The 12,607-nt window shown below is 63.5% G+C and carries 8 protein-coding genes; 4 read left to right on the top strand and 4 right to left on the bottom strand.

Features of this window, described 5'->3' with window-relative positions:
• The first annotated feature begins 79 nt into the window (after positions 1 to 79).
• Complete coding sequence (gene cobM, locus QMK50_RS24990) at positions 80 to 826, top strand: precorrin-4 C(11)-methyltransferase (protein ID WP_320334270.1); 747 nt, start codon at positions 80 to 82, stop codon at positions 824 to 826.
• A 372-nt stretch (positions 827 to 1,198) separates the two neighbouring features.
• On the opposite strand, the gene nfuA is transcribed toward cobM, so the two are convergent.
• Both nfuA and QMK50_RS24980 read right to left on the bottom strand, forming a co-directional pair.
• Entirely contained in the window at positions 1,199 to 1,783 is a 585-nt protein-coding gene (gene nfuA / locus QMK50_RS24985; protein WP_045057579.1) for a Fe-S biogenesis protein NfuA, read from the bottom strand.
• A 138-nt stretch (positions 1,784 to 1,921) separates the two neighbouring features.
• Positions 1,922 to 4,213 carry a fatty acid cis/trans isomerase gene (locus QMK50_RS24980; protein WP_320334269.1) on the bottom strand — a complete coding sequence of 764 codons (2,292 nt, stop codon included), beginning with the start codon at positions 4,211 to 4,213 and terminating at the stop codon, positions 1,922 to 1,924.
• A gap of 154 nt (positions 4,214 to 4,367) precedes the next feature.
• On the opposite strand from QMK50_RS24980, the gene metH reads away from it, so the two are divergent.
• Together metH and QMK50_RS24970 are read left to right on the top strand one after the other, a co-directional pair.
• Positions 4,368 to 8,078, top strand: a complete 3,711-nt coding sequence (gene metH / locus QMK50_RS24975; RefSeq protein ID WP_320334268.1) for a methionine synthase — start codon at positions 4,368 to 4,370, stop codon at positions 8,076 to 8,078.
• Between the two features lie 93 nt (positions 8,079 to 8,171).
• Entirely contained in the window at positions 8,172 to 8,603 is a 432-nt protein-coding gene (locus QMK50_RS24970; protein WP_320334267.1) for a glycine zipper domain-containing protein, read from the top strand.
• Positions 8,604 to 8,658: 55 nt separating this feature from the next.
• Here QMK50_RS24970 and QMK50_RS24965 read toward each other — a convergent pair whose 3' ends face one another.
• On the bottom strand, positions 8,659 to 9,858 hold the full coding sequence (locus QMK50_RS24965; RefSeq protein WP_320334266.1) for a benzoate/H(+) symporter BenE family transporter: 1,200 nt from the start codon (positions 9,856 to 9,858) through the stop codon (positions 8,659 to 8,661).
• 150 nt (positions 9,859 to 10,008) lie between these two features.
• Between QMK50_RS24965 and QMK50_RS24960 the strand changes: the two genes are divergently transcribed.
• The gene (locus QMK50_RS24960) at positions 10,009 to 11,505 is read left to right on the top strand and encodes a PLP-dependent aminotransferase family protein (protein ID WP_320334265.1); all 1,497 of its coding nucleotides are present in this window, start codon (positions 10,009 to 10,011) and stop codon (positions 11,503 to 11,505) included.
• Between the two features lie 18 nt (positions 11,506 to 11,523).
• On the opposite strand, the gene QMK50_RS24955 is transcribed toward QMK50_RS24960, so the two are convergent.
• On the bottom strand, positions 11,524 to 12,588 hold the full coding sequence (locus QMK50_RS24955) for a 2,3-butanediol dehydrogenase (RefSeq protein WP_320334553.1): 1,065 nt from the start codon (positions 12,586 to 12,588) through the stop codon (positions 11,524 to 11,526).
• Between the last annotated feature and the right edge of the window lie 19 nt (positions 12,589 to 12,607).

The raw sequence follows: 12,607 nt of genomic DNA, 5'->3' as shown, positions 1-12,607 counted from the left end.
TCCCGATAATCCACCCTTTCGATCATGAGCAAACTTCATCTGAAGCCCTGCCTTGTCGTTTTTTTCACAGGAGCCGGCCATGACCGTCTACTTCATCGGCGCAGGTCCCGGCGACCCGGAACTGATCACCGTCAAGGGCCAACGGCTGATTCACAGCTGCCCGGTGATCATCTACGCCGGCTCACTGGTGCCTGAAGCAGTGCTCCAGGGGCACCGGGCGCACCAGGTGGTCAACAGTGCCGAACTGCACCTGGAACAGATCATCGAGTTGATCAGCCAAGCCCACGCCCAGGGTCACGACGTGGCACGCGTGCATTCCGGAGACCCGAGCCTGTACGGGGCGATTGGCGAGCAGATCCGCCATCTGCGCGCGCTGGGCATCCCCTTCGAAATCATCCCCGGCGTCACGGCCACGGCGGCCTGTGCGGCGTTGCTGGGGGTCGAACTGACCCTGCCGGACATCGCGCAAAGCGTGATCCTGACCCGCTACGCCGATAAAACCACGATGCCGGCCGGTGAGGAGTTCGCCAGCCTGGCCCGGCATGGCACGACCATGGCGATTCACCTGGGGATCAACCACCTGGCGAAAATCGTCGCCGAACTGCTGCCCCACTACGGCGCCGACTGCCCCATTGCCGTGGTGCACAAGGCCAGTTGGCCGGATCAGGACTGGGTCCTGGGCACCCTCGACGACATCGTCGACAAGGTCCAGGCCAAGGGATTCCGACGCACGGCGCTGATCCTGGTGGGCCGGGTGCTGGCAGCGGACACCTTCAGCGAGTCGTCGCTGTACCGGGCCGGGCACGCGCATCTGTACCGGCCCTGAAGGGTTTGTAGCAGCTGCCGAGCTGGCGAGGCTGCGTTCGAGGACGCAGTCCTCGCCAGGTTGGTGCGGGTCCTTGGCGGCTGCTTCGCAGCCGAACGCAGCCTCGCGGGCTCGGCAGCTGCTACAGGTTCCACAAGGGTTGGCCATAAAAAAACGGCGCTCACGGGCTAATGCCGATCAGTTAAGCGACGCTGCCCATTGTAGGAGCGAGCTTGCTCGCGATGGACGTGAACGATAACGCGTAAATAGATAAACACGCGGCGCTTTCAAGTTCATCGCGAGCAAGCTCGCTCCCACATAGGTGCTCGTTTCTTCTTAACTGATCGGCAGTAGCGCTCACGGGCGCCGTTTTTTCATCTCGCAGCGAACACCTTAGTAGTAGGCGTTTTCTTTCTGCGTGTGGTCGGTCACGTCGCGCACGCCCTTGAGCTCGGGAACGCGCTCCAGCAGGGTGCGCTCGATGCCTTCGCGCAAGGTCACGTCCGCCTGGCCGCAGCCCTGGCAGCCGCCACCGAACTTCAACACGGCAATGCCGTCGTCCACGACGTCGATCAGGCTGACCTGACCGCCGTGGCTGGCCAGCCCCGGGTTGATTTCGGTTTGCAGGTAGTAGTTGATGCGCTCGTTGATCGGACTGTCGGCGTTGACCATCGGTACTTTGGCGTTCGGCGCCTTGATGGTCAGTTGGCCGCCCATGCGGTCGGTGGCGTAGTCGACCACGGCGTCGTCGAGGAAGGCCTCGCTGAACGAGTCGATGTAGGCGGTGAAGCTTTTGAGCCCCAGTGCGGTGTCTTCAGGTTTTTCTTCGCCCGGCTTGCAGTAGGCAATGCAGGTTTCGGCGTACTGGGTGCCAGGCTGGGTGATAAAGACCCGAATGCCGATCCCCGGGGTGTTCTGCTTGGAGAGCAGATCAGCCAGATAATCGTGGGCGGCGTCGGTAATGGTAATGGCGGTCATGGAAATTCCTCGCAGGCTTGGGCGCAGTTTACGCCAATCATGGCGCCGGACAAAGTCCCAGTATTTTTGTCGGGATAAAGCCCTGTCGGAAACAGCTGCTGCAGGAGCCGGCTTGCCAACTCCTGCAGCAGGTTTGGGTCAGAGGTTCTCGTAGCGGTTCATGTCCAGCACGCCCTCTTCCACCGGGTCGGTCTCATGGAGGTACTGGCTCAAATCGTGGAAATACACCCAGAACTGCGGGTGGCTGCGGCGAATACCCCAGCGCCCGACGATTCGTTCAAAACGCTGGGCGTCCTTGGCGTTCTCCATGTCTTCGACGAATTCCGGCACTTCGTCGGCCGGGATGTTGAACATGAAGTTCGGATAGCTGCTGAGCACCCCCGGATACAAGGTCATGGTGTCCAATCCGGGCTGATAACGCAGCGACTCGCCGAGCATGAACGCCACGTTGCTGTGGGCGCGGTTGCGCAGCAGGCTGTAGACCTCACGTTTGCCATCGCTGGTTTCGATGCGCAGCATGGTCGCTTCCGGCATCTGCTCGATCACCTTCAACCCAGCCGCCGGGCGTGACGTCAGGCGGCTCAGGGTTTGCTCGGCATTCTGCAGGGCCGGGTCGATGTTCGGCCGGGAACAGTAGGCGCCACTGCAGCGGTTGATCGGATCCGGCCGGGCGTTGAGGTCGCCATTACGGGCCAGCAACTGCTGGACGAAGTCGCGTTTGGGGTCTTTCGGCGCAAGCTTGAGCGCGGTCGGCGTGTCGTTGTCGATGCTGGCGTAATCCATCCACATCTTGAACTTGCCGCTGTTCTGGTACCAATCGTCGAGGTAATCGTCGCGGGAGTCGGCGGGCATCAAGCGCAGGAAATTCTGCTCGGCGCCATTCCTGATCAGGTCGAAATACAGGCGGGTCTGGGCCTGGTGGGACACGTTGCCGAACACGTCGAAATTTACCGCCAACTGGTAATAGGTGCGCTCCAGCAACGGGAAGTCGAACAGCCACAGGGTCTGCGGTACGTCGCCGATCAGGCCCTTGGTCACCGAGGCACTGTCGAAGTGGCGAAAGATGCTCAGCAAGGCGTTGTCGTTACCCGCCCACAAGGACGACCAACTCGGCGCCGGGGCATCGGCGTAGGCATCCTGGCGCAGGGTTTCGTACTCGTTGCGCTTGTCGCGGTAGGCGTGCCACAGGCTCAGCACACTGCCGACGTCGTCGTTCTGCCCGGGCATCGCCAGCAACGGCGTGGCCTGGCCGCGGTAGTTCGGGTCGACGATATACAGGTCATGTTCCGGCGCCTGGAACATGGCCCAGAAATGGTCACGGATCACATCGGTGGCGATCTGTCCGCGGCACACCGGCCCACGAATGAAAGTGCGCACAAAGTACTCGGCGTTATCGAGCATGAACTGGTAGCGGGCCTGGGCCGGAATCGCCTGGAAGGTCTCGAACGGGTTGGCACGGCGTTCCGGACCATAGCCGGGCAAGGCGTCGACCTGCCAGTTGCCGCTGTAGAACAGGCTCTTGATCCGGGCCATTTTCCCCGGGCTCAAGGGATAGGTGATGTGGGTCTTGTGCACGATCACCCCTTGCACTGGCCACAGGCGGTAATACACCTGGGTCCCCGGGTCATCGTTGGGCCGCCGGCTGTTGATCAGGTCGATCGGCTGGCCGGTGGGCGTGCGCGAACGCACCCACTGGAAGAAGTGACCCTGCTCGCCATCCTTGAAGTACAGGTGGGCCAGGAACAAGTGCTCATACAGCCAGCGCGCCACCAGGCTTTCCCGGGCGCCGGGAGCGTTGAGCAGATTTTCCCACTGCACGATCTGCAGTGCTTCCTGGGCGCTGGGAGCCAGGCCTTGTTCATCGATGGGCGCCCCGGACGCCAGCCAGCGCTGCAGGGTCTGGTACTGCGCCGTGGTCAGGCCGGTCACCGCCAGCGGCATGCCCTCCTTGGGGTGCTGTTTGGCATAGGCGTCGAACTCCCCTGGCTGCGGGCACATGTTGGCCCGGTTCAGGCCCAGGACGATCTCTTGCGGCAGCTTGGCGTTGGGTTGCAACGGAGTCTGATGGCCCAGTTCGAGCATGCGCGCCATCAGCGCGGCCTGGCTGCCCTGGGCATCCAGTACCGAGTAGAAGTCCTTGTGTTGCCAGGCCGCCTTGCCGAACGCGTCATAATAAAGCCGCGTCGGGTTCGCAGCCTTGCTACGGTCGCCGGCGTACACCGGGATCTTGGTCGCGCCCCGCGCTGCGCCTTCGCCACTGCCCAGGTTGAGCTGGCAGGCGGAGTCGTAGCAGGCGTGGCAGGCCACGCACTTTTGCGTGAAGATCGGTTGAATGTCGCGGGTATAGGAAATCGCCGGCGCCGGTCCCTGGGCAAAGGCGGCACTGCTGATGAGCAGCGCAAAAAGGCTGATGAAAACGCGATACGACATGTCCCTGGTCCCGATCATGAAAAACGCCGCGATTCTACCGGTCCGGCTCCACCTCCAACATGAGCGATATTCATGCAAATCCTGCTCATGCCCCAATAGCGCACAGGTTTGTTATGATTCCGGCCCTTCGTAATCGCCTGACCAGGTAGTCCCCATGTCCGATCGCAGTGCTCGCCTCCACGTTCTCAAGCAAGCCCTCAAAGAACGTATCCTGATTCTCGATGGCGGCATGGGCACGATGATCCAGAGCTACAAGCTCGAGGAACAGGATTATCGCGGCAAACGCTTCGCCGACTGGCCAAGCGACGTCAAGGGCAACAACGACCTGCTGGTCCTGACTCGCCCGGACGTGATCGGCTCCATCGAGAAAGCCTACCTGGATGCCGGCGCCGACATTCTCGAAACCAACACCTTCAACGCCACCCAGGTATCCCTGGCCGACTACGGCATGCAGGGCCTGGCCTACGAATTGAACGTAGAAGGTGCGCGCCTGGCACGCAAGGTGGCCGACGCCAAAACCCTGGAAACCCCGGACAAGCCGCGTTTCGTCGCGGGCGTGATCGGGCCGACCAGCCGCACCTGCTCGCTGTCGCCAGACGTCAACAACCCCGGCTACCGCAACGTGACCTTCGACGAGTTGGTGGAGAACTACACCGAAGCCGCCAAGGGCCTGATCGAGGGCGGCGCCGACCTGATCCTGATCGAGACCATTTTCGACACCCTCAACGCCAAGGCGGCGATTTTCGCTGTGCAGGGCGTGTTCGAGGAGCTGGGTTTCGAACTGCCGATCATGATTTCCGGGACCATCACCGATGCTTCCGGTCGCACCCTGTCGGGGCAGACCACCGAAGCCTTCTGGAACTCGATTGCCCACGCCAAGCCGATTTCCGTCGGCCTGAACTGCGCCCTGGGTGCCAGTGAGCTGCGTCCGTACCTCGAAGAGCTGTCGAACAAGGCCAACACCCATGTCTCGGCGCACCCCAACGCCGGCCTGCCGAACGAGTTTGGCGAGTACGACGAACTGCCGGAGGAAACCGCCAGGGTCATCGAAGAATTCGCCCAAAGCGGCTTCCTCAACATCGTCGGCGGTTGCTGCGGCACCACGCCGGGGCACATCGAGGCCATCGCCAAGGCCGTTGCCGGCTATGCCCCGCGGCAGATTCCAGAAATCCCCAAGGCTTGCCGCTTGTCGGGCCTGGAGCCCTTCACCATCGATCGCAACTCGCTGTTCGTCAACGTCGGCGAGCGGACCAACATCACCGGTTCCGCCAAGTTCGCCCGGCTGATTCGCGAAGACAACTACACCGAAGCCCTCGAAGTCGCCCTGCAGCAGGTGGAAGCCGGCGCCCAGGTGATCGACATCAACATGGACGAGGGCATGCTCGATTCGAAGAAGGCCATGGTCACCTTCCTCAATCTGATTGCCGGCGAGCCGGACATCTCCCGCGTGCCCATCATGATCGACTCCTCGAAATGGGAAGTGATCGAAGCCGGCCTCAAGTGCATCCAGGGCAAGGGCATCGTCAACTCCATCAGCATGAAGGAAGGCGTCGAGCAGTTCATTCACCACGCCAAGCTCTGCAAGCGCTACGGCGCCGCCGTGGTGGTGATGGCCTTCGACGAGGCCGGCCAGGCCGACACCGAAGCGCGCAAGAAAGAAATCTGCAAGCGCTCCTACGACATCCTGGTCAACGAAGTGGACTTCCCACCGGAAGACATCATCTTCGACCCGAACATCTTTGCCGTCGCCACCGGCATCGAGGAGCACAACAACTACGCGGTCGACTTCATCAACGCCTGCGCCTACATCCGTGACGAACTGCCCTACGCCCTGACGTCGGGCGGGGTGTCCAACGTGTCGTTCTCGTTCCGTGGCAACAACCCGGTGCGCGAGGCGATCCACTCGGTGTTCCTGCTGTACGCGATCCGCAACGGCCTGACCATGGGCATCGTCAACGCCGGCCAACTGGAGATCTACGACCAGATCCCGAGCGAGCTGCGCGACGCCGTGGAAGACGTGGTGCTCAACCGTACTCCGAACGGCACCGACGCCCTCCTCGCCATCGCCGACAAGTACAAGGGCGATGGCAGCGTCAAGGAAGCCGAGACCGAGGAATGGCGCGGCTGGGCCGTCAACAAGCGCCTGGAACACGCGTTGGTCAAGGGCATCACCACCCACATCGTCGAAGACACCGAAGAGTCGCGCCAGTCCTTCGCCCGGCCGATCGAAGTCATCGAAGGCCCGTTGATGTCCGGCATGAACATCGTCGGCGACCTGTTTGGCGCCGGCAAGATGTTCCTGCCCCAGGTGGTGAAGTCCGCCCGGGTAATGAAGCAGGCCGTAGCCCACCTGATTCCGTTCATCGAACTGGAAAAAGGCGACAAACCGGAGGCCAAGGGCAAGATCCTCATGGCCACCGTGAAAGGCGACGTGCACGACATCGGCAAGAACATCGTCGGCGTGGTCCTGGGGTGCAACGGCTACGACATCGTCGACCTCGGCGTGATGGTCCCGGCGGAGAAGATCCTGCAGGTGGCCAAGGAACAGAAGTGCGACATCATCGGCCTGTCCGGCCTGATCACCCCATCGCTGGACGAGATGGTCCACGTCGCCCGCGAGATGCAGCGCCAGGACTTCCACCTGCCGCTGATGATCGGTGGCGCGACCACCTCCAAGGCCCACACGGCGGTGAAGATCGAACCCAAGTACAGCAACGACGCAGTGGTCTACGTCACCGACGCTTCCCGTGCGGTGGGCGTGGCCACGCAGTTGCTGTCCAAGGAACTGAAGGCCGGTTTCGTCGCGAAAACCCGCGAGGAATACATCGAAGTCCGCGAGCGTACCGCCAACCGTAGCGCCCGCACCGAACGCCTGAGCTACCCAGCGGCGATTGCCAAGAAGCCGCAGTTCGACTGGAGCAGCTACGTACCGGTGAAGCCGACCTTCACCGGCGCCAAGGTCCTGGACAACATTGACCTGAAGGTCCTGGCGGAATACATCGACTGGACACCGTTCTTCATTTCCTGGGACCTGGCCGGCAAATTCCCGCGCATCCTGCAGGACGAAGTGGTGGGTGAAGCCGCTACCGCGCTGTACGCCGATGCCCAGGAGATGCTCGCCAAGCTGATCGACGAGAAACTGATCAGCGCCCGTGCGGTGTTCGGCTTCTGGCCGGCCAACCAGGTGCACGACGACGACCTGGAAGTCTACGGCGACGACGGCAAGCCAATCGCCCGCCTGCACCACCTGCGCCAGCAGATCATCAAGACCGACGGCAAGCCGAACTTTTCCCTGGCCGACTTCGTTGCACCCAAGGACAGCGGCGTCACCGACTACGTCGGTGGCTTCATCACCACCGCCGGGATCGGCGCCGAGGAAGTGGCCAAGGCCTACCAGGACGCGGGCGACGACTACAACTCGATCATGGTCAAGGCCCTGGCCGACCGCCTGGCCGAGGCCTGCGCCGAGTGGCTGCACCAACAGGTGCGCAAGGAACACTGGGGTTATGCCAAGGACGAAGTGCTGGACAACGAGGCGCTGATCAAGGAGCAGTACAGCGGTATCCGCCCTGCCCCCGGCTACCCGGCCTGCCCGGATCACACCGAGAAGTCGACCCTGTTCAAGCTACTCGACCCGCAAGCCTCGGAGCTCAAGGCCGGCCGCAGCGGCGTGTTCCTCACCGAGCACTATGCGATGTTCCCGGCAGCTGCGGTCAGCGGCTGGTACTTCGCCCATCCGCAGGCGCAGTATTTTGCCGTGGGCAAGATCGACAAGGATCAGGTGCAGAGCTACACCGCCCGCAAAGGCCAGGAATTGAGCGTGAGCGAGCGTTGGCTGGCACCCAACCTGGGCTATGACAACTGAGGCTTGAGTGGGTGCGGGTCGAACTTTATCGACGCCGCGCCCTCTAAACTTCAAGTTTCCCCCCACAGCGTGAACACACGGAAGACCCCCATCATGCGATTGATCCTGTCTACTCTTGCTCTAGGCATTCTGATCACCCAAGGCGCCATGGCTGCCGGAGATGGCACTGCTGCCGTCGGCGGCGGGATAGGTGGTGCGCTGGGTAACGTCCTCGGCCAACAGATCGGCGGCAGCACTGGCGCGGCGATTGGCGCGGGTGTTGGCGGTGCTGCGGGCGGTGCCATCGCCGCCCCCAAAGGCAACAAGAATGAAGCCGCGATTGGTGGCGGCCTCGGCGCAGCCGGTGGCTCGGTGATCGGTAACCAGTTGGGCGGCTCCACCGGCTCGACCATCGGCGCCGGCCTTGGCGGTGCCGCGGGCGGCGCGGTTGGCAACAACCTGGCCGATGACGACGATCATCACAGCTCTGGCGGCAACAGCCATAAGCACAAACACAAGAACAAGCACAAAAACAAAAACCACTGATTGGTGGTCTTCAGGGAGCTGCCTTGCGGCAGCTCCCACGGTCACACTGCAACCTTTACCCGCGCTTCACCCGCACCCCGGCATGGATCAAGCCATGCATCGCCAGCCCCACCAACACCCCCCAGAATGCCCCGCCCAGCCCGAGCAGGGTGACATTGGCCGCGGTCGCCAAAAAGGTGATCAACGCCGTTTCCCGTCCTCGCACATCACTCACCGCCGTCGCCAGGCTGCCCCCTATTGCCCCCAGCAAGGCCAGGCCGGCCAACGTGCTGATAAAGGTGGCTGGCAGGACCACGAACAAGGTGGCCAGGGTAGTGCCGAATACCCCCACCAGCACATAGAACAGCCCGCAGGCGAGGCCGGCGATGTAGCGTTTACCGGGCTCTTCGTGGGACTCCGGGCCGGTGCAGATAGCAGCCGTGATCGCCGCCACGTTGAACGCGTGGGAGCCGAACGGCGCCATCAGCAATGACCCCAGCCCCGTCATCGTGATAATCGGGTTGGCGCTGGTGGTGAAACCGTCGTTGCGCAACACCAGCATGCCCGGCATGTATTGCCCGGTGAGGGTGATCAGAAACAACGGCAAGGCGACGCTGAGCAGCGCGTTGACGGAAAACTCAGGCGTGGTCCAGACCGGCGCTGCCAGGCTCAACTCGACACGGTCGAAACTGACCTGGCCCATCCCCAGCAGTAGCGCGATACCGATCAGCAGCACGCCGACTATGGCGTAGCGGGCGGTGAAACGACGTAGTACGCCGTAGCTGACAATCAGCACGCCCACCAGCAGCGGATCGACACTCGCGCCACCAAACGCGCCCATGCCGAAGCGCAACAGAATGCCCGCCAGCAGACCTGCGGCAATCCCCGGCGGAATCAGCCTGACCAGCCGCTCGAAGTAGCCCGACAACCCCAATATCACGAAACCAGCGGCCGATAGCAGGTAGGCTCCGATGACTTCGGCAAAAGGCGTGTGGGGCAGCACCGTGATCAGAAAGGCCGCACCGGGGGTCGACCAGGCTGTGATGATCGGCTCGCGGTAGCGGTAGCTCAACCAGGCCCCGGTCAAGCCGACCCCGATCGAGATCGACCAGATCCACGAGGCGGTCAACTCAGGACTGAGTCCGGCGGCCGTGGCGCCCTGGAATACCAGGATGAAAGTGCCGCCGTAATTGACGATCACCGAGATCAGGGCCGCCACGATCGGGGGCAGCAGATCGCTGGACTTCAGGGGTAAGGCAACAGCGCTGTGGTTCATCCGTGATTGACCTTCAAACGTGCGCGCCACCAGGCCTGGCCTGGGGAGCTGGGCTAACAGTGGCGCCAGTATCGGGACAAAATGGACTGTTTGAAATATCCACTTCCAGCAGATAAATTAGACCACTTTCCCTTTGGCTGTCCCTTGCCCATGAAGACCCGCGCGACCGCTTACCCGGTCTGGAACGCCTTTGTCCCCAGCCCCGACAGCCCGCTGACATTGCGCGAACAACTGCTGCGGTTTTTCCGCAAGGGGGTCGCCGACGGCACCTTGAAGCCCGGCATCCGCCTGCCCGCCTCGCGCCTGCTGGCGCAGGAGTTGGGGGTGTCGCGCATGACCGTGACCGGGGTCTACGAGCAACTGCTGGCCGAGGGATTCTGCGAGGCACGACAAGGGGCCGGCACCTATGTCGCGAGCCGGATCAACGCCCGGCCGCCGCCCTCGCCCACCGCGCCGCCGGGGTTACTGGGCGGCTCCTTGCGCGCCCGGCAACTGGCCGGGCCGGACTCCATGTCGCTGGGGCATCCCGACTGGCCGCTGACCCCCGGCCTTCCTGCCCTGGATGCCTTCCCCTATGCCCTGTGGGGCCGACTCGAAGGGCGATTCTGGCGTGGCCGGCTGCCGACTCACTCGTCCTACGGCGATCCCCAGGGCTCGCTGCCCTTGCGCCAGGCCCTGGCGGAGTATCTGGGAGTGGCCCGTGGTGTGGTCTGTACGGCCGAGCAGATCATCATCACCCCCGGCGCCCAGGCCGCGGTCTCGATCGCCGCGCTCGCCCTCACCGACCGTGGCGAGCGGGCCTGGGTCGAAAACCCCGGCTACGATGCGACGTACCGCAGCCTGATCCTCGCCGGGCTGGAAACCGTCGGCGTGCCGGTGGATGCCGAGGGCCTGGACGTGCAGGCCGGTCGCCGCCTGGCCCCCGATGCCCGGCTGGCACTGGTGTCGCCCTCGCACCAATACCCCACCGGCGTGACCATGAGCCTGGCCCGGCGCCTGGCCCTGCTGCAATGGGCAGACCAAGCCAATGCGCTGATCCTCGAAGACGACTACGACAGCGAGTTCCGCTACGACTGTGGACCGACCCCTGCGCTCAAGGCGCTGGATGGCCACAACGGCCGGGTGATATATGTGGGCACCTTGAGCAAGCTGTTGATCCCCGGCCTGCGCCTGGGGTTCCTGGTGGCGCCCGAGGGCTTGGTGGATGTCCTGCAACGGGTGCGCAACGGCAGCGGGCATCGGGTGCCTAAGTCATTGCAGGCGACGGCCGCCGACTTCATTGGCAACGGCCACCTGGGCAGTCATATTCGCCGCGCCAAGGCACTCTATAGCGAGCGCCGCGCCGCCTTGCTCGCAGCCCTCGACAGCCACGCCGATGGTCTGCTTTCAGTGGCGACGGCGGCCACCGGCTTGCACCTGCTGGCGTACTTGCCTGAAGGCTGTGACGACCAGGCGCTGACCCTGGCCGCACGCCGCCGGCAGATCGGCGCAGGGTCCTTGTCGAGCCTGTGGGTGACGCGCCCGACCGCGGCGCGCCATGGACTCCTGCTGGGTTTTGGCAACACCGCGGCAGACGCCATGCCGGCAGCGGTACGCAGCCTGTGCCAACTGATTGAGGCCCAGCTCGCCGGGCGGTCCCTCGATTAAGCGCCCTCCCGGGGGGTTTTAGATACGGCTGGGTGAGACGATGATCTTGACGTTGTGCTCCTTGTTGTTGACCAGCTCCTCGAAACCCTGGCCGACGATCTGCTCCAACTGGATGCGCCCAGTCACCAGCGGCGTGATGTCCAGGCGGCCGTCGGCGATAAAGGCGATCACGTCGGCGAACTCGCCGTTGTAGGCCAGCGCGCCAAGCACCTGTTTCTCGGTGGCCACCAGCTCGAAAAAGTTGAACTCGCTGGGCTCCTCGAAGATGCCCACCAACACGCACTTGCCAGCCTTGCGGATCAGGTCGATGGCCAGCTTGGCCGTGTGCTTGTTGCCGATGCATTCGAAACTGACATCGGCCCCCAGGCCCCCTGTCAGGCGCCGGACCTCGGCCAGGGCATCACACTCCTGGGGATCGAGCACATGACTGGCGCCCACCTCCAGCGCCTTGGCCTTGCGCGCTCCGGACATTTCCAGGGCGATCACCTGTGCCGCTCCGGCGGCCTTGGCACACATGATGGTGCACAGGCCGATGGTCCCGGCACCAACCACCACCACGTTCTGCCCCAGCAGGCTGCCGGCCTTTTTCACCGCGTGCATGCCCACGGCCAAGGGCTCGATCAGCGCCCCGGCTTCGGCGGGAAAGTTGGCCGGCAGCTTGTACAGCAGGTTGGCCGGCACGTTGACCAGTTCGGCAAAGGCACCGTTGTTCATCAGGCCGGTGAAAGCCAGGTTCTCGCAGATGTTGTACAGCCCGTGGGTGCAGTAGTAACAGGTGCCGCAATGCTGGCAGGCATCGGCGGCCACCGGCTCGCCAACACTGAAGCCCTCGACCCCGGCGCCGATTTCGACGATCTCGCCACAGAACTCGTGACCGAGGATGCACTGGCCCTTGATCCCGGTCAGCGGATGCGGCGCGTCCACCGGGATGAACACCGGCCCGGCCACATACTCGTGCAGGTCGGAACCACAGATGCCGCACCACTCGACGCGGATCTGCACCCAACCGGCGGGAGGCGCCACGGGCAACGGTACGTCTTCGACCCGGATATCGTGGCGGCCATGCCAGACGGCGGCGCGCATGCTGCGGGGCGGGTTATTG

It is taken from the genome of Pseudomonas sp. P5_152, assembly GCF_033989915.1.
GTDB lineage: Bacteria > Pseudomonadota > Gammaproteobacteria > Pseudomonadales > Pseudomonadaceae > Aquipseudomonas.
The sequence above is the reverse complement of the archived record's forward strand: the minus strand, read 5'-3'. Positions and strand labels throughout refer to the sequence as shown.

Excerpts from the sequence above, each read along its gene's own strand:
- cobM (WP_320334270.1), top strand. The coding sequence starts at position 80 with ATGACCGTCTACTTCATCGGCGCAGGTCCCGGCGACCCGGAACTGATC.
- nfuA (WP_045057579.1), bottom strand. The coding sequence starts at position 1,783 with ATGACCGCCATTACCATTACCGACGCCGCCCACGATTATCTGGCTGAT.
- QMK50_RS24980 (WP_320334269.1), bottom strand. The coding sequence starts at position 4,213 with ATGTCGTATCGCGTTTTCATCAGCCTTTTTGCGCTGCTCATCAGCAGT.
- metH (WP_320334268.1), top strand. The coding sequence starts at position 4,368 with ATGTCCGATCGCAGTGCTCGCCTCCACGTTCTCAAGCAAGCCCTCAAA.
- QMK50_RS24970 (WP_320334267.1), top strand. The coding sequence starts at position 8,172 with ATGCGATTGATCCTGTCTACTCTTGCTCTAGGCATTCTGATCACCCAA.
- QMK50_RS24965 (WP_320334266.1), bottom strand. The coding sequence starts at position 9,858 with ATGAACCACAGCGCTGTTGCCTTACCCCTGAAGTCCAGCGATCTGCTG.
- QMK50_RS24960 (WP_320334265.1), top strand. The coding sequence starts at position 10,009 with ATGAAGACCCGCGCGACCGCTTACCCGGTCTGGAACGCCTTTGTCCCC.
- QMK50_RS24955 (WP_320334553.1), bottom strand. The coding sequence starts at position 12,588 with ATGCGCGCCGCCGTCTGGCATGGCCGCCACGATATCCGGGTCGAAGAC.